The organism is Glycocaulis alkaliphilus (genome assembly GCF_004000605.1).
GTDB lineage: Bacteria > Pseudomonadota > Alphaproteobacteria > Caulobacterales > Maricaulaceae > Glycocaulis > Glycocaulis alkaliphilus.
Genome location: NZ_CP018911.1, coordinates 1,872,400 through 1,895,510, shown reverse-complemented (window position 1 = coordinate 1,895,510; position 23,111 = coordinate 1,872,400). Strand labels below are relative to the sequence as shown.

Annotated in this window: 23 protein-coding genes and 3 tRNA genes; 14 read left to right on the top strand and 12 right to left on the bottom strand. The window is 63.0% G+C overall.

Annotated elements, in window-relative coordinates; all coding sequences use genetic code 11:
* Window positions 1-2: 2 nt before the first annotated feature.
* Window positions 3-842, bottom strand: a complete 840-nt coding sequence (locus X907_RS09050) for an LOG family protein (RefSeq protein ID WP_127567245.1) — start codon at window positions 840-842, stop codon at window positions 3-5.
* A gap of 63 nt (window positions 843-905) precedes the next feature.
* On the bottom strand, window positions 906-1,433 hold the full coding sequence (ppa, locus tag X907_RS09045) for an inorganic diphosphatase (RefSeq protein ID WP_127567243.1): 528 nt from the start codon (window positions 1,431-1,433) through the stop codon (window positions 906-908).
* A 167-nt stretch (window positions 1,434-1,600) separates the two neighbouring features.
* Here ppa and X907_RS09040 point away from each other — a divergent pair, with 167 nt between their 5' ends.
* The 4 genes from X907_RS09040 to X907_RS09025 all read left to right on the top strand — a co-directional run bounded on the left by X907_RS09040 (window position 1,601) and on the right by X907_RS09025 (window position 2,817).
* Window positions 1,601-2,215, top strand: coding sequence for a DUF192 domain-containing protein (locus X907_RS09040; protein WP_127567241.1), 615 nt, complete (start codon window positions 1,601-1,603; stop codon window positions 2,213-2,215).
* A gap of 57 nt (window positions 2,216-2,272) precedes the next feature.
* A tRNA-Pro gene (locus tag X907_RS09035) sits at window positions 2,273-2,349 on the top strand.
* Window positions 2,350-2,401: 52 nt separating this feature from the next.
* Window positions 2,402-2,707 carry an ETC complex I subunit gene (locus tag X907_RS09030; protein WP_127567239.1) on the top strand — a complete coding sequence of 102 codons (306 nt, stop codon included), beginning with the start codon at window positions 2,402-2,404 and terminating at the stop codon, window positions 2,705-2,707.
* A gap of 33 nt (window positions 2,708-2,740) precedes the next feature.
* A tRNA-Arg gene (locus tag X907_RS09025) sits at window positions 2,741-2,817 on the top strand.
* A gap of 104 nt (window positions 2,818-2,921) precedes the next feature.
* On the opposite strand, the gene X907_RS09020 is transcribed toward X907_RS09025, so the two are convergent.
* The 4 genes from X907_RS09020 to X907_RS09005 all read right to left on the bottom strand — a co-directional run bounded on the left by X907_RS09020 (window position 2,922) and on the right by X907_RS09005 (window position 6,730).
* The gene (locus X907_RS09020) at window positions 2,922-3,494 is read right to left on the bottom strand and encodes a hypothetical protein (RefSeq protein WP_127567237.1); all 573 of its coding nucleotides are present in this window, start codon (window positions 3,492-3,494) and stop codon (window positions 2,922-2,924) included.
* A gap of 18 nt (window positions 3,495-3,512) precedes the next feature.
* Window positions 3,513-3,989, bottom strand: coding sequence for a paraquat-inducible protein A (locus X907_RS09015; RefSeq protein WP_170175510.1), 477 nt, complete (start codon window positions 3,987-3,989; stop codon window positions 3,513-3,515).
* A 416-nt stretch (window positions 3,990-4,405) separates the two neighbouring features.
* On the bottom strand, window positions 4,406-5,530 hold the full coding sequence (locus tag X907_RS09010) for an acyl-CoA dehydrogenase family protein (protein ID WP_127567233.1): 1,125 nt from the start codon (window positions 5,528-5,530) through the stop codon (window positions 4,406-4,408).
* A 21-nt stretch (window positions 5,531-5,551) separates the two neighbouring features.
* Entirely contained in the window at window positions 5,552-6,730 is a 1,179-nt protein-coding gene (locus X907_RS09005; protein ID WP_127567231.1) for an acyl-CoA dehydrogenase family protein, read from the bottom strand.
* A gap of 175 nt (window positions 6,731-6,905) precedes the next feature.
* Here X907_RS09005 and X907_RS09000 point away from each other — a divergent pair, with 175 nt between their 5' ends.
* The gene (locus X907_RS09000; RefSeq protein ID WP_127567229.1) at window positions 6,906-7,991 is read left to right on the top strand and encodes a COX15/CtaA family protein; all 1,086 of its coding nucleotides are present in this window, start codon (window positions 6,906-6,908) and stop codon (window positions 7,989-7,991) included.
* On the opposite strand, the gene X907_RS08995 is transcribed toward X907_RS09000, so the two are convergent.
* From X907_RS08995 to X907_RS08985, 3 genes are all read right to left on the bottom strand, one after another.
* Window positions 7,969-8,463, bottom strand: coding sequence for a hypothetical protein (locus X907_RS08995; protein ID WP_127567227.1), 495 nt, complete (start codon window positions 8,461-8,463; stop codon window positions 7,969-7,971). The two genes, X907_RS09000 and X907_RS08995, sit on opposite strands and share 23 nt — an antisense overlap.
* A gap of 105 nt (window positions 8,464-8,568) precedes the next feature.
* Window positions 8,569-9,447: a hypothetical protein gene (locus X907_RS08990; protein ID WP_127567225.1), complete on the bottom strand. Its 879-nt coding sequence runs from the start codon at window positions 9,445-9,447 to the stop codon at window positions 8,569-8,571.
* Window positions 9,448-9,542: 95 nt separating this feature from the next.
* On the bottom strand, window positions 9,543-10,967 hold the full coding sequence (locus X907_RS08985) for an alkaline phosphatase PhoX (RefSeq protein ID WP_127567223.1): 1,425 nt from the start codon (window positions 10,965-10,967) through the stop codon (window positions 9,543-9,545).
* A 263-nt stretch (window positions 10,968-11,230) separates the two neighbouring features.
* On the opposite strand from X907_RS08985, the gene rplM reads away from it, so the two are divergent.
* Window positions 11,231-11,698, top strand: a complete 468-nt coding sequence (gene rplM / locus X907_RS08980) for a 50S ribosomal protein L13 (RefSeq protein ID WP_127569426.1) — start codon at window positions 11,231-11,233, stop codon at window positions 11,696-11,698.
* Complete coding sequence (rpsI, locus tag X907_RS08975) at window positions 11,698-12,198, top strand: 30S ribosomal protein S9 (RefSeq protein WP_127567221.1); 501 nt, start codon at window positions 11,698-11,700, stop codon at window positions 12,196-12,198. Before rplM ends, rpsI begins: the two co-directional genes overlap by 1 nt.
* A gap of 247 nt (window positions 12,199-12,445) precedes the next feature.
* On the opposite strand, the gene X907_RS08970 is transcribed toward rpsI, so the two are convergent.
* Together X907_RS08970 and phaC are read right to left on the bottom strand one after the other, a co-directional pair.
* Entirely contained in the window at window positions 12,446-12,838 is a 393-nt protein-coding gene (locus X907_RS08970; RefSeq protein ID WP_127567219.1) for a hypothetical protein, read from the bottom strand.
* Between the two features lie 26 nt (window positions 12,839-12,864).
* Window positions 12,865-14,814: a class I poly(R)-hydroxyalkanoic acid synthase gene (phaC, locus tag X907_RS08965; protein ID WP_127567217.1), complete on the bottom strand. Its 1,950-nt coding sequence runs from the start codon at window positions 14,812-14,814 to the stop codon at window positions 12,865-12,867.
* Window positions 14,815-15,018: 204 nt separating this feature from the next.
* Here phaC and X907_RS08960 point away from each other — a divergent pair, with 204 nt between their 5' ends.
* The 4 genes from X907_RS08960 (at window position 15,019) to X907_RS08945 (ending at window position 18,201) form a co-directional block, all read left to right on the top strand.
* Entirely contained in the window at window positions 15,019-15,246 is a 228-nt protein-coding gene (locus X907_RS08960) for a hypothetical protein (RefSeq protein ID WP_127567215.1), read from the top strand.
* A 44-nt stretch (window positions 15,247-15,290) separates the two neighbouring features.
* Window positions 15,291-16,250, top strand: coding sequence for a class II fructose-bisphosphatase (glpX, locus tag X907_RS08955; RefSeq protein WP_127567213.1), 960 nt, complete (start codon window positions 15,291-15,293; stop codon window positions 16,248-16,250).
* Window positions 16,251-16,256: 6 nt separating this feature from the next.
* Window positions 16,257-18,032 (top strand): single-stranded-DNA-specific exonuclease RecJ, encoded by a 1,776-nt coding sequence (gene recJ / locus X907_RS08950; protein WP_127567211.1) that lies wholly within the window; start codon window positions 16,257-16,259, stop codon window positions 18,030-18,032.
* 94 nt (window positions 18,033-18,126) lie between these two features.
* Window positions 18,127-18,201, top strand: a tRNA-Glu gene (locus tag X907_RS08945).
* Window positions 18,202-18,298: 97 nt separating this feature from the next.
* On the opposite strand, the gene X907_RS08940 is transcribed toward X907_RS08945, so the two are convergent.
* Window positions 18,299-18,625, bottom strand: a complete 327-nt coding sequence (locus X907_RS08940) for a hypothetical protein (RefSeq protein ID WP_127567209.1) — start codon at window positions 18,623-18,625, stop codon at window positions 18,299-18,301.
* Window positions 18,626-18,891: 266 nt separating this feature from the next.
* Between X907_RS08940 and X907_RS08935 the strand changes: the two genes are divergently transcribed.
* The 3 genes from X907_RS08935 to X907_RS08925 all read left to right on the top strand — a co-directional run bounded on the left by X907_RS08935 (window position 18,892) and on the right by X907_RS08925 (window position 23,084).
* Window positions 18,892-19,326, top strand: coding sequence for a hypothetical protein (locus X907_RS08935; protein ID WP_127567207.1), 435 nt, complete (start codon window positions 18,892-18,894; stop codon window positions 19,324-19,326).
* A gap of 92 nt (window positions 19,327-19,418) precedes the next feature.
* A complete protein-coding gene (locus tag X907_RS08930; protein WP_127567205.1) occupies window positions 19,419-20,717 on the top strand; it encodes an outer membrane beta-barrel protein in 1,299 nt (432 codons plus the stop codon).
* Window positions 20,718-20,843: 126 nt separating this feature from the next.
* Window positions 20,844-23,084, top strand: coding sequence for a GumC family protein (locus tag X907_RS08925; RefSeq protein ID WP_127567203.1), 2,241 nt, complete (start codon window positions 20,844-20,846; stop codon window positions 23,082-23,084).
* The last annotated feature ends 27 nt before the right edge of the window (window positions 23,085-23,111 follow it).

The window sequence follows — 23,111 nt, the reverse complement described above, 5'->3', positions numbered from 1 at the left end:
CCCTACATTCCCTTGCCGGGATTGGGCAGGGCGTATTTGCAAAGTTCATCGACGATATAGGTGAAAGCATCGTCCACGCTGTCGGTGCGGTAGACGAGATCGAGGTCTTCCTGGTTGATCGAGCCGAAATCGGCCAGAGCCTGCAGATTGAGCACCTTGTCCCAGTATTCAGAGCCGAACAGCACCACGGGCAGGCGTTTCTTCATCTTGCGCGTCTGCAGCAGGGTCAGCGTCTCGAACAGCTCGTCCAGCGTGCCGAACCCGCCGGGCATCAGCACCAGCGCCTTGGCCGGGTAGAGGAACCAGAATTTGCGCGTGAAGAAGTAGTGGAACTCGAAATTGAGGTCCGGCGTCACGTAAGGGTTATTGGTTTCTTCCTTGGGCAGGGTTATGCCGAGCCCGATGGTTTCACCGCCCGCTTCGCTCGCGCCGCGATTGGCCGCTTCCATGATGCCGGGGCCAGCGCCCGTGCAGATGACGAAGCGGCGTTGCTGGCAATCATCCAGATTAAGTGACCACTCCGTCAGCCGTCGCGCCAGCTCCCGCGTGGCCTCATAATATTGCGACATGAAGACGGCGCGCTCGGCGGCCTTGAGGTTTGCGCTGGTCTTGCGCGCGGTTTCAAGGGCGGCCTGCGCGTCCTGCCTGCTGGGGATGCGTGCAGAGCCGAAGAAGAGGATCGTGTCGTCGACCTTGTGGGTCTCGAACTGCTTCTTCGGATAGAGATATTCCGCCAGAATGCGCAAGGGGCGCGCATCGGGTGACCCCATGAAATCGGGGTTCACATACGCCTCTACCGGGTCGCCGGGCTGAGTTTCACTGACAAATTCGGTCTTTTTCATCGCTGTCTCACTTCTTATGGAGTGAGATACCAGCACAGGCCGCAAGGCCCGCAAACCGCTTTGTCAGCCCTTTACCCGCTCAAGCGAGTCCATGATGAGTTCCTGCGCGCGCGCCTTGCCGGCCCAGCCCTGGATTTTGACCCATTTATTGGGTTCGAGATCCTTGTAGTGCTCGAAGAAGTGGGTGATGCGCATGATCTGCGCCTTGGTGACATCGGTGTATTCCACAATGTCGTCATAGAGCGGGGTCAGCTTGGGGTGCGGGCAGGCGAGGATTTTCTCGTCCATGCCGCTCTCGTCTTCCATCATCAGCACGCCGATGGGGCGCGCGCGTACCACACAGCCCGGCACCAGCGTCGTCTGGCCCAGCACCATGACGTCGATCGGGTCGCCATCTTCGGACAGGGTGTGCGGCATGAAGCCGTAATTGCACGGATAGCGCATGGGCGTGTGCAGGAAGCGGTCGACGAAGACGGTGCCGGAGGCCTTGTCCATCTCGTACTTCACCGGCTCGCCGCCTACCGGCACCTCGATGATGACATTGATGTCCTCAGGAGGGTTGGCGCCGGGGGAAATCTTGTCGATACGCATGATGAGGGCCTTCCGGTTTCGTGTTGCCCATGCGGGGCGGGCTGGTTTTGCCGGTGTGATAGCGGCTTGAGCGCGTGAGGCAAGACGCATTTTGCACTGCACAATAAGCTCAGGCCAGCCTGCATGAGCGATTGCGCGCCGCGCGCCGCTTGGCTAGCGTGCGGACCATGACAATACAACGCTTCATCCTCTCCGCCGCGCCGTTCCTGGCGCTTGTCCTGTTCGCTGCGGCTCATGCCCAGTTCGATCCCACCGCGCCGGACGCGGTTGTGGAGTATGGCGGGCCTGACCCGGTTATCATCGAGACGGCTGAAGGCCCGGTCGAGTTTATCGCGGAGATCGCGGCCACCGAGGCCTCACGGGCGCGCGGCATGATGTACCGCGAATCCATGGAGCCGAACGAGGCGATGCTGTTTGACTTTGAAGTCGTGCAGCCGGTGGCCATCTGGATGGCCAACACGCTGATCCCGCTGGACATTATCTTCATCCGCGAGGACGGCACGATTGCCAAGATCATCGCCAATGCGCAGCCGCTTTCGCGCCGCTCCTTACCGTCGGACTTCCCGGTTCTGGCCGTGCTGGAGATCGCGGGCGGGCGCTCTGCCGAGACCGGCATTGCGCCGGGCGATCTGGTGCGTCATGCCCTGTTTGGCACCGATGTGGCCGATGAGCCGATGGTGGACGCCGAAGAATTGGATGCTGGCGAAGACGCCGCAGAGGACGCTATTGAGCCGGACGCAGAAGGCTCTGATGCCGGCGACGATGAGGCCGCTGAGGAGTAGGACGCGTCCCGGCCTTGCGCGTGCGCACGGCTTTGCCTAAACGATGCACACGAAATTCGGGGCGTAGCGCAGCCTGGTAGCGCATCTGCTTTGGGAGCAGAGGGTCGCAAGTTCGAATCTTGCCGCCCCGACCAGCATTGTTGACGGCCGGGGTCCCACCCCGGACGAGCGAGGAAAGAGGCAGGGATGTTCGCACGTATCTATCAGCCTTCGCGAAATGCCATGCAGTCCGGCCGCGCCCGGACCAAGGCCTGGGTGCTGGAGTTTGAACCTGCGCAGGCCAAGCGCCCCGATCCGCTGATGGGCTGGGCCGGCTCGGGCGATACCCGCCGTCAGGTGCATCTCTCCTTTGATACGCGCGACGAGGCGGTGGCCTATGCCAAGCGCTATGGCATTGCCTTCCAGATCCGTGAGGCGCGCGAGACCACGCGGCGCATCAAATCCTACGCGTCCAACTTTGCTGCCGACCGTAAAGAGCCCTGGTCGCACTGACCTGGCTTTGCTGGCGGCCCGGCAGGCGTGATTGACCCCGTAGCTCAGCTGGATAGAGCGCTCGCCTTCTAAGCGAATGGTCGCAGGTTCGAATCCTGCCGGGGTCGCCATACTGCTTTTTATAAAGTTGATTTAATTTATTTATTCGGCCCGTTTACTGCCATGGGCCGTAGCGTTTACAGCGTTGCACTTCTGGTCGTGGCGACGCACAGGCTTAGCTTGGAATTCGAGGTCCGGCCGCGATGAGGTCCTGGCAGATTACCTGCAGCGCGCGAGCCTCGCTGATGGCGATCTGGACATTGAACCGACCGCCGAGCCACAGCCCATGTTCATTTATGACCGTTGAGCTCGCGTCTGCGGTTACGCCCTGAATAACGTCTGACCGCTCGAACCGGCTTTGTTGGTGGCCACGGCCTTCAAAGTACTCATCCACGTGGACGGTCATATTGCGTAGCTCGCGGCCCTCAGTGAACAGGTGCGCCGCCTTCTGGAGATGGGGCTCCAGTTCCGGATAGGTCGAGCACGCCCACTTCAGGCGAACGGCTGCCTCACCAATCGTGCTGATGAAGTGAAAACGTTCGATCTCAAATGAAAGCCTCGCTTCCTCATAGTCGGCCTCGGCTTGTGGGTCACGCCAACGTTCCATTTTGGCAGTTAGGCTTTGTTCCAGCTTGGCATTGGCATTGAGCAGGACGAGGCCGTCATTCTCGATCGCCCAAGGCCATAACTCTATGCATTGTTGGTGGAACCAGGCAATTGTTCTGGCGCGGTCGGTCGTCTCATCCATAAAAGTCTCCCGTAGACACTATTCGTAGCCGCCCGCCGCTTGCCCGACGCCCCGCTCCCGTAAGTCGCGCGCCATCACGCCCGACGCCAGCATCAGGCTGAGCGCGCTGGCGGCGAAGAACCACAGGCCCGGCTGGCTGGCGGCGGTGGAGAGCGCCTCGTTCGACCAGATCACGATAGCCAGCGCCACAACCACCACATCGGTGAAGGACCATTTGCCGAGCAGCTCTATCCAGCGCATGGCGACAGGGCTGACGCGCGAGGGGGATAAGCGGTGGATGGCGATCAGCATGGACACCTTCAAAAGCGGCGTGCCGAGCGAGAAGGTGGCGATCAGCAGGGCCAGCACCGGCTCTCGCGCGCCGATGAGGGCGGCAATCGTGTCGAGGATCGAATAGCTGACCTTGAAGACGATGAGGCTCTGCGCCTCAAAGAGGGGCAGCATGATGCCCGGCGGAAACAGGATAATGCCCAGGATCAGCAGCGCGCGAGCCATCGCCCCGCCCGTGCCATGCGGGTTGTCCCTGGTGTCAGCTTGCTCCCGCCCGTCCATGGTTAACACCGTCCGGGGCGATTGTGGCGGAACAGGGGCAATTTTGCTTGATGCTCCGCGCATCCGCGCGTCGTGCCTCGCCCCTTCGAGACGCCGCCTGCGGCGGCTCCTCAGGGTGAGGGTGTCTCGGACGGGCGGCCTGTCCCTGGCTTGACCGGGGATCGCCCTTGCGGCGCTACGCGCCGGGGTGGCGCGTCTTCAGGCGCTGGGATCGCGCGCGCTGATCCCATCCCTCGTCATTCCGGCGAAAGCCGGAACCCAGCCTTTTTTTAAGAAGAACTGGGTTCCAGATAAGCGCTGACGCGCTTTCTGGAATGACGAAGAGGAGGAGGGGCCGTCTATCTAATACCCCTGACTATCTAATACCCGGAAAGTTTCGCCACCTGGCCTGCGCCCCAGGCATCATCGCCAAGGAACTCGCCGGCGGCCTGCGCGCGCTTGTAGTAGAGGCCGATATCGTACTCGTCGGTCATGCCGACACCGCCGAACATCTGGATGCCTTCAGACGTGGCAAGCCGCGATACGGCGGTCGCCTTGGCCTTGGCCGCTGCCGCCCAGATCGGTGCCTGCGAGGGCGTTTCATCGAGCGTGCGCAGCGCCTTCATGACGATGGAGCGGGCCATCTCGATTTCAGACAGCAAGTGCGCGGCGCGGTGCTGCAAGCCCTGGAAGCTGGCGATCGGCACGCCGAACTGCTCGCGTTCCTTGATGTAATCAATGGTCACATCGAAGGCCTGCTCGGCAACGCCAAGGCTTTCCGCCGCGACGCAGGCCCGGCCCACATCGAGAATATGTTTCAGCGCGCCTTCGGTGTTGTCCGCGCCGTCCAGAAGGGCATCACCGTCGAGCGCGACGTCCTCGAAGGTGAAGTCGGCGGGCAGATGGCTGTCGACCGTGCGGCGGGCCTTACGGGTCACGCCCTTCTGATTGCAGTCGACGAGCACGAGGCAGGGCGCGCCATCCTCATTGCGGGCCACGACGATGACGGCATCAGCCGCCGCGCCATTGGCGACAAAGCGCTTGGTGCCGTTCAGCACCAGCCCATTGCCCTGCTTTTTCGCGGTCGTGTTGATGGAATCGGGATTGTGACGGGCGCGCTCGTCCACGGCGAAGCCGATCACGGTTTCACCGGAGACGATTTTCGGGAGCCATTTGGCTTTCTGTGCGTCGCTACCTGCTACCCGCAAGGCCGTCGCGGCCAGCACGGCGGTGGAGAGGAACGGGGAGGGGGTGAGCGTGCGGCCCATCTCCTGCAGGAGGAGGCCGGCGGCGAACACGCCGAAATCGGCCCCGCCATGGTCTTCCTCGACCAGAATGCCGGTCCAGCCCATCTCCGCCATGGATGACCACAGATCGCGCGAGAAGCCGTCCGGGTTGTTCTCGTCGCGCAGCTTGCGGAAGGCGGTGACGGGCGCGGTTTCGCTGAGGAAGCTGCGCGCGCTGTCACGCAGCATCTGCTCTTCGTCGTTCAGTACAAAGCTCATGGGTTCAATGCCTTATGAAAATCAGGTGCCGGGGAGCTCAAGCACGCGCTTGGCGACGATATTGAGCTGGATCTCGCTGGTGCCGCCCTCGATGGAGTTGGCGCGGCTGCGCAGCCAGGAACGGGCGGCCTCGCCATCCTCTTCCTTCTCGCCTTCCCACAAGAGGCCATCAGAGCCGAGCGCGGACATGTTCAGCTCATGGCGGCGCTTGTTCAGCTCGGTACCGACATATTTCAGGATCGAGGCCTTGGCGCCCACGCCTTCGCCCTTGTCGGCCTCATCCTTCACGCGGCGCAGCGTGGCTTCAAACGCCAGCGCATCGATGGTCAGGCGCGCGACATCGCCGCGCAGGATCGGATCGGCGATTCTACCCTTTTCATCGACTTCGCCCGCCAGATGGGCCGCGCCCACCGGATTGAGACCGCCGGAGACGGCGTCAGACACGATACCCGCGCGCTCGTGGCTCAACAGGTATTTGGCGATGTCCCAGCCTTGACCCGGCTTGCCGACGACGTTCGACACCGGCGCACGCGCATCGTCAAAGAAGGTCTCGCAGAAGGGCGATTTGCCGGAGATCAGCTTGATCGGCTTGGTGGAGACGCCGGGCGTATCCATGTCGATCAGGATGAAGGAGATGCCTAAATGCTTGGGCGCATCGGCCTCGGTGCGTACCAGCGCGAAAATCCAGTCGGACTTGTCGGCGTAGGAGGTCCACACCTTCTGGCCGTTGATGACGTATTCATCGCCGTCCAGCACGCCCTTGGTGCGAAGGCTGGCCAGGTCGGAGCCTGCGCCCGGCTCTGAATAGCCCTGACACCAGCGGATTTCGCCGCGGGCGATCTTGGGCAGGTGCTCGCGCTTCTGCTCCTCGCTGCCGTATTTGAGCAAAGCCGGGCCAAGCATCCAGATGCCGAAGCTGTCCAGCGGAGAGCGGGCCTTCATGGCCTTCATCTCTTCCTTCAGGACGAAGCCTTCTTCTTTCGTGAGGCCGCCGCCGCCATATTCCTTGGGCCATGTCGGCACGGTCCAGCCGCGCTCCGCCATGCGCTCCAGCCAGATTCGCTGGTCATCGCTGGCAAAGGTCCAGTTGCGCCCGCCCCAGCATATATCGGCTTCGCCCTTGGCGGGCACGCGCATGCCCGGCGGGCAGTTTGCCTCCAGCCAGTCGCGGGTCTCTTTGCGGAATGTTTCAAGGGACATTCGAGGTCTCCTCCCGTTTACGTTTACGTCAAGGTTAGGCTGAGGCTGCGCGTGACGCCAGCCCCGATTTGCGCTTGGTTGTGAGCAGGCAGCGCGGCGAAAGCGCGCGCATCGCTTGCAGGATGCCGCCAACGCGATAAGTAGCGGGCCAGCACTTGTTGACCAGAGGCCGCCCATGTCCGCCCATACAGCTCTGCCGCGTCCGTTTTCCCAGGAAGGTACCAGCCGCGCCATGTTCTGGTGGCTGGTGGTCATCGCCGTGCTGGTCATCGCGATGATCGTCGTGGGCGGGGCGACGCGGCTGACGGGTTCCGGCCTCTCCATCACGGAATGGCGGCCCGTGACCGGGGCCATTCCGCCGATGACGGATGCAGGCTGGCAGGAAGAGCTGGAGAAATACCGCCAGATCCCCCAATACCAGCTGCAGAACCGCGGGATGAGCATGGAGGAATTCCAGTTCATCTACTGGTGGGAGTGGGGCCACCGCCAGCTTGGCCGCTTCCTCGGTTTTGCGTTTGCGCTGCCCTTCGCCTTCTTCCTGTTCACCCGGCGTGTGCCGCAGCGTCTGCAGACGCGGCTATGGGTGCTGTTTGCGCTGGGCGGGCTGCAGGGCGCGATTGGCTGGTGGATGGTCGCCTCCGGGCTGACAGAGCGCGTCTCGGTCAGCCAGTACCGGCTTGCCACCCACCTCATCATGGCGTTCGCCATTCTGGGCCTGACGCTGTGGACGGCGCTGGAGCTGCGCTACGGCAAGACGCCCATCCTTCAGCGCGGGAAGCTGTTCACGCTCGCCAGCGTGTTCTGGGGCGCGGTGCTGTTCCAGATTGCGCTCGGCGCGCTGGTGGCGGGTACCGGGGCAGGGCGCATCTTCACCACCTGGCCGGGCTTTGAGGGGCAGCTGGTGCCGGAGGGGTATCTCTCAGGCCTGCCCGTCTGGCGCGCCGTGTTTGAAAGCCTGCCAGCGGTGCAGTTCCAGCATCGCTGGGTGGGATATGCGCTGGCCATTCTGGGGGGCGTGCTGGCCTTCCGGCTGTGGCGTACAGGCGCGGAGGATCTACGCCGGGCAGGAACCGTCCTGCCGGTCCTGATCGCCGGGCAGGTGGCGTTGGGCATCTGGACGCTGGTTTCGGCCTCGCCGCTGAATTTGTCGCTTGCCCATCAGGGCGGCGCGATTGCGCTCTTCCTGATGGCGGGCTTCACGGCCTGGCTGACGGCGCGAACGCAGGGCGTAACGCCTGCTAAGGCGACGGCATCTGTGTGATGTGAGGCCTGAAGTTCAGGCAGGAGCCGTTCAACGCATCCGTAAGCACGAAGGCGATTGGCAGGCCGGGCTCGGCATCCAGCAGAACCTCGCCGGAAAAGCCCGCATCGCGCAGCAGGGCGGCAGCTTCAGCCGCGCTGGTTTCAGGATCATTGCTGACAAGCCCGATGCAGGCAGCCGCTGACCCGACGCGTTCGAAAACTTCCGGGGTCGGGTGGTTGATGATGGTGCCGTCCATCATGATGGAACGGAGCACGCCATCTGTATTGACCTGAAACCGCTCATAGACGCCGTGGCGGCGCAGAATCTCCACCACCACTTCCTTGGCCTCCGGTGATGAGGCCGAATAGATGCGCGAGCCGAAATCAGGAAAGGGCAGGGGATTGCGTCCGGTGAGCAGCAAGCTCGTCCAGACGGCAAACCCGATAAAGATCACGGCTACTACGCCAATAAGCCATTTTGGAACATACATCGCCGCCCCCTGAACAGATGCCAGCGATTAGCCGGACCCTGACGGGAACGATGGCGCGGGCGCGCGTCTTCCGCAAGCAGAATGAAGTCGCCGCTTTGGCGCGAACTATTCCGGCGCGGTAACAGCCCGGCCCAGCACGTCGCGCGTCACCAGCTTGATCCGGCCATCTTCGCCATCGTGAATGGCGGCAAGGCCGGTGGAGAAGCCCATGCCGCTGAAGGGCAGGTCGGTGACCGTGATGGCCCCGGGGCGCTGCAGCCCGGCAATCGACATTTCGCTGCGCACTTCAATGGCGGAAATCTCTTCCAGCGTGCGCGCGTCAAACACGCCGACCACGCCTTCTGCGGCCAGCGGAACCAGTACGACAGGGCGGCCATAAAGCTCGGTATAGGCAAAGTGCAGTACCGATAGGCCATCGGCATCGGCGCGTACCGAACCTGCGGAGTCAATGCGGGCCAGACCACCGGTTGAGCTGCCGATGATGATGTCGCCATCTACGCCTGCGCAGCGCTCTGCGGTGAAGGGCAGGGCGATTTCGGCGGTGCGGTTGAGCGTCAGGCGTTCTCCGCCCGTATCCATCATCCGCCATACGGTGGCGCGCCGGTTGGCGTGCAAAAGGGCAAGTTCGACAAACCCGGTCCCGCGCCGGTAGAGGCAGACCCCCTCGACCGGATCGCTGACACTGGCAACGTCCAGAGGCAGGGGCTCGACGGCCTGCATGCCCGGCAGAACGATGAAGCCGCGCACCAGCCGGTCGGCATCGCTGCCAAACAGCAGTGAGAGCGTGGTTCCGCGCATGTCAAACGCCGGTACGGCGGCCAGGCTGGTCAGGGCCGGGCCAGCCGTCTGGAAGACGCGCTCGCCAAAATCGTTGAAGGCGTCGAACCCGCCACCGCGCACGGCCGCGATGATAAGGCCCGCATCGCGCGCCTCTCCATTGGGCAGCAGCGCGATGTGATCGGCGGCGCTGGCCTCCTGCGTCATCCCCGTGACCGGAACCGCGCGGATATTGGCTGTCGTCCCGGCGCGCTCGCGGTCTTCGGTGGCCGGTGGCTCTTCGCAAGCGCTTAGGGTAGCCGCTAGACAGAGGCTAGCGAGCGCCGCTCCCAGGGGCCGCGTACGGCGAAGGTGCGCCCCGGCCCCTTCTGCACGTTGAAGAAAAGCGTCGTTCCGTCCGGTGAAAAACATGGGCCTGTTATCTCGCTGTATTCGCCATCTGCATCAGGAGCCGCGTTGCGGCCGATCGTGTAGAGTTGTCCGGCGGGTGTGACCCCCCGGATGAATTGTTCGCCGTCGCCATCCTCGACAACTATAAGGTCGCCCCAAGGCGCAATTGTGATGTTGTCGCACTTCTCGAGCAGGCGCGCATCGGTGGATTCCACAAAGAGGGTCAGCTGGCCCGGTGCCTCGCGTTCGCGCGGCGTCCCCTCATAGGGGCTGGGGCGGTAGCGCCAGATCTGGCCGATCTGGGCCGGACCGCCATCGGTACAGCAGAAATAGAGTTCGCCTTCGCCGAACCAGGCGCCTTCGCCGCGCGTGAAGTTGGCCGCTCCCGCTGCTATGGAGCGCGGTGCAAGGTCATTCTCCGGGTTGTGGATGGCTTCCAGATCCACCCAGACCACATCCAGCGTCTCGCCGACGGGAATGGGATCGGCGCTGTCCTCCCAGTTGCGGGTATCGGCGCCGGGCCGGCCGCGAAGGGCCAGAGCCTGCAGCTTTCCGCCGCGCCAGAATTCGCCCCGCCGGTCGGGAATGAAGCGGGTGAAGAGGCCCGGCTCGGCATCTTCAGTCTGGTAGGCAATGCCGGTGTCCGGATCGACGGCGACGGCTTCATGGCGGAAGCGGCCCATCCCGCGCAGCGCAATAGGCTCGACAAGGCCGGTAGCTGACGCCGGAACTTCAAAGTTCCAGCCATGGTCCAGCCGCGCCACGCTGCCCTGCTGCATCAGGGTTTCCTCGCAGCTGATCCAGCTGCCCCACGGCGTTGGCCCGCCTGCGCAGTTGTTGACCGTCCCGGCGAGCGACAGGAACTCGCGCTCCACGCGCCGTGTGCGAAGATTGTAATGGATTGTCGTGGTCCCACCCAGATGCGGCTCGCCGCCGGGCAGGGTGTCATAAAGGTAGGAGGGATCGATACGGTCCAGCAGGCCATGATCCTGCCCGAACGGGGATTTCTCCGTTTCGCCGGGATTGAGTTCGTGATTGCGGACCAGAATGACATGATCGGCGGAGGCGCCGGGAAAGCAGGCCATGCCATCATGGTCACCGGGCACCAGAAGGCCGTCGCTCATCTCCTGTCCGGTTTCGGAAAAGCTTGTGTAGGAGAAGCCGGCAGGCAGATCGAACAGTCCGCGCCCGTCGCGGCGGAGCGGACCGTAGCCGCGCACCTGATTGAGATAATTGCGCGGCGCAGCCCCGTTGCAGCCCGTCAGCGCGGCAAGCCCGGCAAAGGCCGTTGCCGTGGCAGCGGCGGTGCCCAGAAACCGGCGGCGGGAAAGTGGCATCTCATATCTCCAGAAAAATGGGCCGGGGTGAGACCGGAGTGTCCATAATCTATAGGTGATTTGGCAGGCGCATGACAGTGCGTGCGGAGCGTGTGCTGCATCCGCTCAAAATATGCGGTAACTATATACCGCATTGTTATCATGCTGAATTACAGCGTTTTTCACAGACGGTGTTGACACCAACCGTTGGCAGGCGTAACAGCCCGCATCCCATGAGAGGCCGGGCGGTTCCGGCTTCGCTGTCCAGTTTCAAGGCCCACGCGATGAAGACCTTCTCCGCCAAGCCCGCAGACGTTGAACACAAATGGGTTGTGATTGATGCCGAAGGGGCCGTTGTCGGCCGTCTTGCGGCCTATATCGCGACCCGTCTGCGCGGCAAGCACCGTCCCGACTTTACCCCGCACACCGATTGTGGCGACCACGTTGTGGTTATCAATGCCGACAAGGTGATCTTCACGGGCAAGAAGTACGAAGACAAGCGCTACTACCGCCACACCGGCCACCCGGGCGGTATCAAGGAAACCAGCCCGCGCAAGCTGATCGAGGGCAAGTTCCCCGAGCGCGTTCTGGAGAACGCCGTCAAGCGCATGCTGCCGAAAGAAAGCCCGCTGGCGCGCACCCAGTTTGGAAAACTGCGCGTCTATGCTGGCTCCGAGCACAAGCATGAGGCCCAGCAGCCGGAAGTCGTCGACTTCAAGTCCCTCAACACCAAAAACGTGCGGAGCGCATAATGGCCGAACAAGCACGCTCTCTTGAAGACCTGAAATCGGCGATGAAGCAGGCCGATGCTCCGGTTGTATCCGCAACCGAAGACAAGGTTATTGCTGAACCGAAGATCGACGAGCATGGCCGCGCCTATGCCACCGGCAAGCGCAAGAACGCCATCGCCCGCGTCTGGATCAAGCCGGGTGCCGGCAAGATCGTCGTCAACGGCCGCGAGCAGGAAGTCTATTTCGCCCGCCCGGTGCTGCGCATGATGCTCGCCCAGCCGTTCGAGACGGCTGAGCGCGTCGACCAGTACGACGTGTACGCCACGGTCACTGGCGGCGGCCTCTCCGGCCAGGCCGGTGCGGTGCGTCACGGCATCTCCAAGGCTCTGACCTACTACGAGCCGGCCCTGCGCGGCGTCCTGAAAGCCGGTGGCTTCCTGACCCGTGACAGCCGCGTGGTCGAGCGTAAGAAATACGGCAAGAAGAAAGCCCGCCGCAGCTTCCAGTTCTCGAAGCGCTAAGGCTTATTCTCCGCGCTTGCGCGGAGCCATGCCGATCACACGGAGCGGGCGGTGCCAGATGGCGCCGCCCGTTTTCGTTTGGGATCGGCGCTCAAGCGTCATTCCCAGGACAACGAGGAATGCTTTGTGGAACTGGAGACTGGATTCCGGCTCGGGGGCCGGATACCGGCTCATCCCGGTGAAACGCACTTGGGCGGAAGCCTCTAACTTCGTACCTTCACATACTCACCGGGGCCCGACTGAACATTCAGTTGGCGCTAGCCGTCCACACAGTGTGTCGAAAGCTGTTGAAGGGCCGCTTGATCAGTGAAGCGTTCGCGGAACCGATGGCCTCCTTGGCGTCGAATCCAAAATGCGCGCCAAGCTGGTATGCCGCCTTTTCAAACCCTTTCAGGTCCTCATCCAGATAATGTGTCGCCGAGCTGGTTTGGAGCTGTAATCCCCAACTCTCATGCGTTGTCAGATCGACCGATACCGCTTCGATGGCGACAATGGATCCGAGCGGAACGGTGATCTTTCGCTTGTCTCGATAAAATAAGTGTTTCGCAGTGACGACGACGTAACCCCGGCTGCGACGCCTTAGCATCCCGGCGCCAACTGCAATCACGGCAATCCCCGTCAGCAGGATAATCGGGATCAACACGTCTGGATCGAGTAAGTCTGCTATCAACTCCGCACCTTCACATATTCGCCCGGTGCCGGGCATAGAGGCTTGAGCTTGCCCCCGCCCGGCTTCCTCGCCGGCACTTGCGCGTCGTTCATTGAGAGCAGCCAGGCCTTCCAGTGCGGCCACCAGGAGCCGGGATGCTCTTTGGCGCTTTTCAGCCAGTCTTCGCGGCTCTCCGGCAGGGTCTCATTGATCCAGTGCTGGTATTTGTTCGCATCGGGGTGATTGACCACGCCCGCGATATGGCCCGATCCGGCCATCATGTATTGCGTCTTGCCGCCGAACAGGCGCGCGGAGCGGTAAACCGAGTCCGCCGGGGCGATATGGTCTTCCTTGCTGGCCTGCATGAAGACCGGGATTTTCACCTTTTTGAGGTCCAGCCTGTGGCCGCCCAGCTCCAGCTCGCCTTTGGACAATGCGTTGTTCTTGTAGAATTTCTCCAGATAGTAGAGGTGCAAGGTCTTGGGCATGCGCGTCTGGTCGGCATTCCAGTAGAGCAGGTCAAAGGCCTGCGGCGTCTTGCCGAGCAGATAATTATTGATGACGAAGGACCAGACCAGATCGTTCGCGCGCAGCATGTTGAACGTGTCGGCCATGGTGCGCCCGTCCAGCACGCCGCCTTGCGCGTCCATGAGGCGGCCGATTTCCTTGAACCATTCCTCGTCGATGAAGACCAGAAGCTCGCCCGCCAGCTCGAAATCCAGCTGCGCGGCAAAGAAGGTGGCCGAGGCGATGCGGTCATCGTTTTCAGCCGCCATCAGGGCGAGCGCACTGCCCAGCATGGTGCCGCCAATACAATAGCCGATAGCGTCCACCTGCCGCTCGCCGGTGGCTTGCTCCACGCACTCCAGCGCCTGAAACAGTCCCTGGCGGATATAGTCGTCGAAGGTTGCGTCCTTCATGGACGCATCCGGATTGACCCATGAGATCAGGAAGACGGTGAAACCCTGCTCAGTCAGCCAGCGGATCATCGAGCCCTGCGGGCGCATGTCCATGATGTAGAATTTGTTGATCCAGGGCGGCGCGATGAGGATCGGGCGCTGGCGCACGGTGTCTGTTGCGGGCGCATACTGGATCAGCTCCATCACCGCATTGCGGTAGATAACATCGCCCGGCGTCGCCGCGAGGTCCTCGCCCACCTCGAAGCCTTCCATGTCTGTCTGGGTGAGGGCGAGGCGGCCATTGCCGCGTTCAAGGTCGTTGACGAGATTTATCAGCCCGCGTGACAGGTTTTCGCCCTTCGTCTCGAACGTAGCTTTGAGCACATCCGGATTGGTCAGCGCGAAATTGGTCGGCGACATGGCGTCGATCATCTGGCGGGTGACGAAATTCACCTTGCGCCGCGTCTCCTCGTCTATGCCCCTGGCATTGTTGACGAGGCTCAAAAGGAAGCGCTGGTTTAGCAGGTAGGACTGGCGCATGGCGTCGAACATCGGATGTTCGGTCCATTCGGCCGCTCGCCAGCGCTTGTCGCCCTTCTCCGGTTCGATGACGGGCGGTGCATCCTCCCCCAACATCTTCTTCGTGGCACCGGCCCACAAATCCAGATAGCCGCGGTAGAGGTCTGACTGGGCCTGCAGCAGCAATTCAGGGTCGCCGAGCACATTCTCCCACGTCTGTGCCAGTTCCGGCGAGGCATGCAACGGATCGGCCTGCGGTTTCAGGGCCGGATCGCCGTCCAGTGAACGGCGCATCATGTCCGCCATCAGCTTCTGGCTCTTCAGGGCAGACTGCATGACATTGCGCGAGATGGTCTCCAGCGTTTCCAGATCGGCTGCGGGCAGGGCCGGGAAGGGCGTCTCCGGCGTGGACCCCGGGCTGGCCGTCACGGGCTTTCCTGCTTCCTTGCCGGGTGTGGACGCGCGCTTGGCTGCTGCTGCTTTTGGCGCCGGCTTCTTGCCGGATGATGCGGGTTTCTTGCGTTTGGAGGGTGTTTTCTTCTCGGCCATGGCAGACAGCACTTCCGGTAGGGCGTGACACTGATGAAGCGAAGCGTATAGAAAGCGTGTGATCCGTCCAATCCCTTCGGGAGGATAACTGTCTTGCGCACCCTGACTGCCTTGCTCATGAGTGCGGCGCTAGCCGGGCCGCTCCTTTCAGGTTGCGTCCTGGTGACCGTGCCCGAAGGGGAAGCGGCCTGGACACAGGCGCGCATGGCCCAAGATCCCGCCCGGGAGGCGCCTGCCTTCGTGCCGGAAATACCGCGCCCGCAGATGGAAAGCTGGCGCATGGCCACCGCCGCGCGCGAGCTGGCCGATACGCGTGACCTGGTGGTGTCCCAGTCCCAGCTGGTCCAGCTTCCCCCCATTGATCCCCTGGTTTTCGGACAGCAGGCGCGTGAGCGGGCGACACCGCCGCCTCCGCCGGCCCGCCGGGACTGAGACTGCTCGCCAACTCTGCCTTTCACACAAGGAATGTCTGTTAAATGACCTCGTCGTCTCTATCCAATCTCGCTCTTGGTGCTGTTGAGGCTGCCGAGCGCGCAGCCATTGCCGCCGCCCGCCTTGCCGGTCACGGCGACAAGATTGCTGCCGATCAGGCGGCGGTTGATGCCATGCGCAAGGCGTTCAACGACATGCCCATGCGTGGACGTATCGTGATCGGGGAAGGCGAGCGCGACGAAGCGCCGATGCTGTATATCGGCGAAGAGGTCGGCACGGGCGAAGGCCCGGAAATCGATATTGCGCTTGATCCGCTGGAAGGCACTTCGCTGACCGCTGGCGGCAAGCCCGAAGCCCTGACCCTGCTGGCACTGGCGCCGCGCGGCGGCCTTCTGCATGCGCCAGACACCTATATGGACAAGATTGCGGTGGGCCCTGGCCTGCCTGCAGGGGTGATCAGTCTCGACAAGCCGGTAGGCGAGAACGTGGCCGCTGTAGCCAAGGCCAAAGGTGTGCCGGTCTCTGACATCACCGTTTGTGTGCTGGAGCGCGAGCGCCACCAGTCGATCATTGACGGTGTGCGTGCCGCCGGCGCGCGCGTGGTGCTGATCCCGGATGGTGACGTAGCCGCGGTCATTGCTGCAGCCGATCCCGCGCGGCCGGTGGATATGTATGTCGGGCAGGGCGGCGCGCCAGAAGGCGTGCTGTCAGCGGCGGCCCTGCGCTGTCTTGGCGGCCAGATCGAATGCCGCCTCTTCTTCCGCAATGATGACGAGCGCGCGCGCGCCGCGAAGACGGGAATCAAGGATCTCGACCGGAAGTATTCGGGCGCTGAACTGGCGTCCAAGGACTGCCTGTTTGTCGCCAGCGGCGTCACGGGCGGGCAGTTGCTGGAGGCGGTGACGAACGGTCCGGGCACGGTGACGACGCAGACCCTGCTCCTGTCTTCCGCGCCCCGTTCGCGCCGCATCATCACGACCCAGCGCTTTGTGGAGGGCAGCTGACCGCCAATGGCTGGCCGCGAACCGCTCTTTGGCGTCACCGCATCGGTGACCGGCCGGGCATGGGCGCTCAGTGAGGCGTCAGATGAAGCGGTGGCAGCGATTGTACGCGCCACCGGCTGCAATGATGCGCTGGCGCGCCTGATGGCATCGCGGGACATCAGCGTTGATGACGCGCCCGCCTTCCTGTCTCCGCGCCTGCGTGACAGCTTTCCCGATCCGTCGAGCTTTCTGGGCATGGATGCCGCCGCCCGCGCCGTCTGGGACGCCGTGGAGGCTGGCACGCGCATCGCCGTCTTTGCCGACTATGATGTCGATGGAGCCAGCTCCGGCGCGCAGCTGGTGCGCTGGTTGCGGGCGGTGGGGCAGGAGGCGCTGACCTATGTGCCTGACCGCATCGAGGAGGGGTATGGCCCCTCCGCCGAAGCCTTCGCCAGCCTGAAGGCGGCAGGCGCTGGGCTGGTCGTGACGGTCGATTGCGGCGCGGCGGCGCATGGCGCGCTGGAAAGTGCTGCCGGCATGGGCCTGCCGGTCGTGGTGATCGATCATCATCTGATGGACGGACCGCCGCCGCCCGCCCTGGCGCTCGTCAATCCCAACCAGCCTGGCGACACTTCGGGCTGCGGGCATATGGCAGCGGCTGGCGTCACGCTGGTCTTTCTGGCAGCGCTCAACCGCGAAGGGCGGGCGCGGGGCGCTTTCAAGGGGCCAGAGCCCGATATTCTCGCCATGACCGATCTGGCGGCGCTGGGGACGGTTTGCGATGTCGTGCCGCTGACCGGGCCCAACCGCGCCATCGTCACGCAAGGCCTCAAAGTGATGAGCGGCTGGCACAAAGTCGGGCTGGCGGCGCTGGCGGAGGTGTCCGGGCTGACAGGACCGGCCAGCCCCTATCATGCCGGCTTCCTGCTGGGCCCCCGCATCAATGCGGGCGGCCGCGTAGGCGTGGCCGGGCTGGGTCTGGAGCTGCTGGGCTCAGAGGATCCCGCCCGCGTACGCGAAATCGCGCTGGAGCTCGACCGGCTCAATGCCGAACGCAAGGCCATCGAGGACGCCGTGCTGACGGCTGCACTTGATGAGATTGAGTCCGGGCGCACCGATGCCGGCGGGCCGGTGATCGTACTGGCCGGGGAAGGGTGGCATCCCGGCGTGATCGGCATCGCGGCGGGGCGCATCAAGGACCAGTTCAACCGGCCCACTATCGTGATCGGCGTCGAGAACGGTGTCGGCAAGGGATCAGGGCGGTCCTGCCCTGGCGTGCATCTGGGCAATGCGATACTGGCGGCGCGCGAAGCCGGCCTGCTGGAAAAGGGCGGCGGGCACGCCATGGCAGCGGGGCTGACGGTCGAAGAGGGCAGGATCGCCGCGTTTCGCGACTTCCTTGCCGACAGGCTTGCGCCGGAATGGGCAGCAGCCGATGAGGCCCGCACCTTGCGCCTCGATGGGGTGGTGCATCCGGCGGCGGTGGATTTTGATTTTGGCGAGTCGCTCAAGCAGGCGGCACCCTTCGGCATGGGTAATCCCGAGCCGCGCTTTGCGCTGTCTGATCTGCATATCCGCTTCGTGAAGGAGGTGGGGACCGGCCATCTGCGCTTCACCTTCGAGGCCGATACCGGCGCGCAGGTGTCCGGGATAGCCTTCCGGGCGCTTGGAAAGCCGCTGGGCGACGCGCTGACAGGCGCACGGGACCGCAAATGGCATGTAGCCGGGCGCATAAAGGCCGAAGACAATCGCTTCGGGCGCAAGGCAGAGCTGCATCTGGAAGACATGGCAGCAGCAGGTTGAACGCAGCTGCACTGCGCAATCTTGCACAAGAAGCTACCCGCAGGGCTTGCGTGAGGGATTCTGCTTGGATATAGAACCGCTCTCGCGCTGATGCGGGCCCTTCGTCTATCGGTTAGGACGCCAGGTTTTCAACCTGGAAAGAGGGGTTCGATTCCCCTAGGGCCTGCCACCGCGACACTCATTCCCAAAAGATGAACATCACTGATCGCGCTGATGGCGAACTGCGCCCGGCGCCTTGGTGTGAATTTCCGGGTGTTTCGGGCCGTCTAGCGCGTCAGCGCGAATATTGCGCAAGCCAGCGCTGCCCAGGCCACGCCGTTGCTGACCAGTATGAGGGCGAGCGTCCGGCGCGCTGACCATTGAGGCTTTCCGCCCGGGACGGCTGAATCCGCAATCTGGACGCTGAAGCCGGTCAGCTGTGCATCCAGTTCTTGCTGGAGAGTGCGGGCCGGTGATGGGGCAGGGGACAGTGGATGCGTACCTGCGTCCAGCAGAAACGCTGCCGGATTGCTCATGGCAGGAATGGCTATGTCATCGGGCAATGCGCCGGAAACTGTGCTTTCCGCATTTTCAGACCGGGCATTGACAGCCATCGCACTGGCCTCATTTACTTTGCAGATTGGCAAATACTACGATTCCAGCACTTAAAGAATGTATAATCGGGCTGCGGGCCGCGTTCCTGCGCGCCCAATATCCGGGCTGGCAGGGCCGGATTCGCGGCGTGGCGTGTCTTTTTTGCATCTGGTCGCCAGGATCGCTGCGTCCATTGCCAAATTCGCAGATTCTCGCGGAATCTGGCTGGCTCCGCGCTCATGGTTTTGGTAGTAGTAAACCGAAGGTAAATTTACAGGGGTTTACTATGAAATCCGTTATCAAGTTTTCTAAAGCTGTTTTGGGCGCGGCGGTATTTGGTCTGGTCCCGGCCGGTGCCGTGAGCGTTCCGGCTTATGCCATGGCCGCCGTGCAGGTCGCACCGACCGCGCAGGAAGTCGCCGACGCCATCGTTGCCGCCGTTGCCGCTCTCGGTCCGGATGCCACTGCCGAGGAGGTTGAGGCTGCAATCGTCAGTGCGATTGTCGCGTCCGGCGCTGACAGCCAGACGGCTGCGGCCGCTCTTGCCATCGCTTCGGCCAGCCCCGTCATGCAAACCCCGGCTGCGCAGGCTGCAACGCAAAGTGCGGCGGCCCAGCTGTCCAGCTCCGGTGTTGCCGGTGTGCCTGGCGGCCCTGCAGGCAGCTCGCCGACCCCGCCTCCGCCTCCGCCCCCGGGCGGCCGTGGCGGCTCTGACTACTGAAGCTGGCGGACCCGGCGGCGGATTGTCAGACAGGGCATTGTGCCGTCCAGGCCGGACTTCGTGTGCGTGACGTATCATAAGGTGGGGACGAGATGGTTGGCCTTAAGAACAAGCTGTTTTCGGGCGTAGGAACGGTTGCACTCACGTTGACGGCTGGAGGCGCAGCGAATTTTGCGGCGGCCGGTGACGCCGACGCGCAATGGCTGTGGGATCGTGACCGCAATGTCAGTGTGACGCAGCGGCCGCGTCCGGAATATGATGCGCTCGGCGTGAGGGCTGGCGCGTTCATCTGGCGCCCCGAACTGAGCCTTGGCGTCGAGTTCAACGACAATATTTTCGCAACGGCGACGAATGAGGAGTCCGACACGATCTTCGTGATCAATCCTTCCGTCACGGTCGACACCACCTGGTCGCGCCACGCCTTCAACGCCTTCGCCGATGTACGCCGCAACGAGTATGCGGATTTCGGTTCCGAGAGCACGACCGACTATTCGCTCGGCGCCGGTGGCCGCCTCGACATCCATCGCGGCACGTCGGTGGGGGCGTCTGCGTCCCACAGCCGGGGCACCGAACCGCGCACCTCGGCCGGTGCTGCCGGCTTCGCTGCCGAGCCTATCCGCTTTGATACAACGACCTTCGCCATCGGTGCGGAGCACACCTTCAACCGGCTGCGCATCCGTGGCGGTTATGACTTTGCCAAGTCGGACTATGATGATGCGCGGCTGATCGGTGGCGGTGTCGCGAGCCAGGATTTCCGCGATCAGGACATGCATCGCTTCACCCTTCGTGGTGACTGGGCGATCAGCCCGGATACGGCGGTTTTTGCCCGCTACCGGCATAACCAGCGCGATTTCCGGCTCTCGCCGCCGGCTGTCGCCACCAACCGCGATTCTGACGGCTACACGTTCGATGTGGGCGTGGAGTTTGATCTGGGTGGTCTGGCGCGCGGTGAGATCGGCGTCGGCTATATGAAGCAGGAGTATGACAGCCCTGCCTTTGGCACCGTGGACGGTGTCAGCATTGACGGCCTGCTGGAGTGGTTCCCGACCCAGCTGACCACGTTCACCTTCACCGCCCGGCGTGGCATTGAAGATTCCGGTATTGCCGCGTCTGCTGGTTTTATCGGTACGTCGGTGTCCGCTCAGGCCGACCACGAGCTGCTGCGCAATGTCATCCTGACGGCGCGCCTCGATTACGCCAACGATGAGTATCAGGGCATTGACCGCGAAGATGAGCGCTGGGGTGCCACCGTTCAGGCCACCTATCTGATGAACCGCAATGTGGGCCTGACGGCCAGCTACAGCCATCTCGACCAGAGTTCGTCAGGCACGGCCGGGCCACGCGATTTCAGCAGCAACCGCTTCATCCTGGGTGTTGTGCTGCAGTACTGAGGCGAACACCGGATGCGGACAGCGCTGGCCCCGCACTTGCTTTCCAGTTGACAGTTCTGGCAGCTGACGGCACTTCGCTGGTGAAGGCGTATCCGTGTGGCCGTATAATGAAAATCCGGGGTAATCATGGCGTATAATCGGGGCGAGCCGCAGGTGTATGCCGAACAGCCCGCTGATGACGAACTCGTCGATCTGCGCCAGTTGTGGCGGATATTCCGCCGGCGGCTCCCGGTTTTCGCCGCTGTCGCGTTTGCAGTGTTCGCCCTGACCGTCATCGTGACGATGCAGATGACGCCGCAATATACCGCGACGGCCAGCGTGATCATTGATCCGCGCCAGTCTCAGGTGATCGATATCGAGGCCGTGCTGACCGGGGTGGGGTCGGATGCGCAGGCGCTCGACACCGAGGTTCAGCTGATCCAGAGCCGCTCACTGGCACTTGCCGTGATCAATAGTCTCGATCTGACGGCGGACCCGGAATTCAATGACAGCTTGCGTGAGCCGTCCGGGCTGGGAGTCATTGCCGCGGGGCTTCGCGGCTTCCTGTCTGCGCTGGTGCCATCCCAGATGGCGCATGCCGGCATTGATGACGACCAGCGCACGCTGGAGGCTGTGACCTCGGCGGTGCTCGAGCGGCTCACCGCGCGCCGCTCCGGCATGACCTATGTCATATCGATCGGATTTCGCTCGGAGAATCCGGCCAAGGCGGCGCGTATCGCCAATGCTTTTGCTGATCTCTATCTCCTGTCGCAGCTGGAAGCCAAGTTCGACGCGACGGAGCGGGCCAATACCTGGCTGAATGACCGGCTGGATGTTCTGCGCGAAGAGGTTCGTACGGCCGAGCAGGCTGTGGAGCTTTACCGCGCAGAGCACGGCTTGCTGGATGCTGGCGGCAGTAATCTGACCGAGCAGCAGATTTCGGACCTTAATGCGCAGCTGGCCATTCAGCGCGCCGAGCTTTCGGCCGCTGAATCGTCCCTGCGCAGTGTCCAGACACAGCTTCAGCGTGGTGCATCGCTTGATACGATTGGTGAGGTGCTGCGCTCTGAAACCATCCGCGCCTTGCGTGCCCAGCAGACCGAGACCAGCCGCCGCCGCAGCGATCTGGCCTCGCGCTATGGTCCGCGTCACCCGGAATTTCTGGCTGTGGAGCGCGAGGTTGCCGATCTGGAAGAGCAGATCAGCCGCGAAATCCAACGCATCGTCGCCGGGCTGGAGACAGAAGTGAATGTGGCCCGGCAACGGGTGGCCTCCCTTCAGAGCACGCTGTCGGGCTTCCGCGACGAGCTGGTGACGAATAACCGGGCCCTGGTGAGGCTGCGCGAGCTTGAGCGGGAGGCGGAAGCCTCGCGCACATTGTTCGAATCCTTTCTGAACCGCTTCCGTCAGACGAGCGAGCAGGATGATCTTGCCACGGCAGATGCGCGTATCGTGGCGCGTGCGCCGGTTCCGCTGGAGCCGAGCGCTCCCAACTGGCTGCTCAATCTGGCTCTGGGCCTGATGCTTGCGGGTATGGCCGGTGCCGGGGCGATTGTGCTGCTGGAAGTGTTTGATAATGGCGTGCGCACCGAGGCCGATGTCGAACGCGAGCTGGGCGCGGCGCATATTGCGTCTGTGCCGATGCTCGCTCAAGGACGGTTCGGGCAGAAGCGATCGGGCAAAGGCGATCAGCCTTACGACTATGTCCGCGAAAATCCGCTCTCGGGAATCGCGGAATCCTTCCGCGTCATCCGCTCAGCGATTCTGCTGTCCAACATCGATAACGTTCACAAGATTGTCGCGATAACGTCCGCCCTGCCGGGTGAGGGCAAGACGACGACGACCTATTCCCTCGGGCGCATATCGGCGATGTCGGGCTCACGCACGCTGATAATGGATTGCGATCTGCGCCGCCGCCTGCTGACCAAGGCTGCTGCACCCCAGGCCAGCAAGGGGCTGCTGGAAGTATTGTCCGGCGATTGCACGCTTGATGAAGTGCTGGTCGCTGATGCCGAACAGGGATTGCAGATCCTGCCCGTGGTCGAATCGCAATTCACACCGCGTGACGTGTTCAACTCCGACGCCTTCAAATCACTCATGAGCGTGCTGCGCGAACGTTATGATCTTGTGCTGATAGACACGGCGCCGGTATTGGCCGTTACCGACACGCGCGCCATCGCGGCCAAGGCGGACGCCGTTGTGATGAACGTCAAATGGAAGACGACGCCGCGCGAGGCGGCCGCCAGCGCTCTTGATACGCTGCGCGATGTGAAGGCGAATGTGCTCGGCGTGACGCTTGCGCAGGTCGATATGAACGCGCAGGCCCGCTACGGGTATGAAGGCTCGTCCTACTACTACAAGAACTATCGCAGCTATTATTCCGGCTAGGGGCGGATGGCTGTGTATTTCCTCACT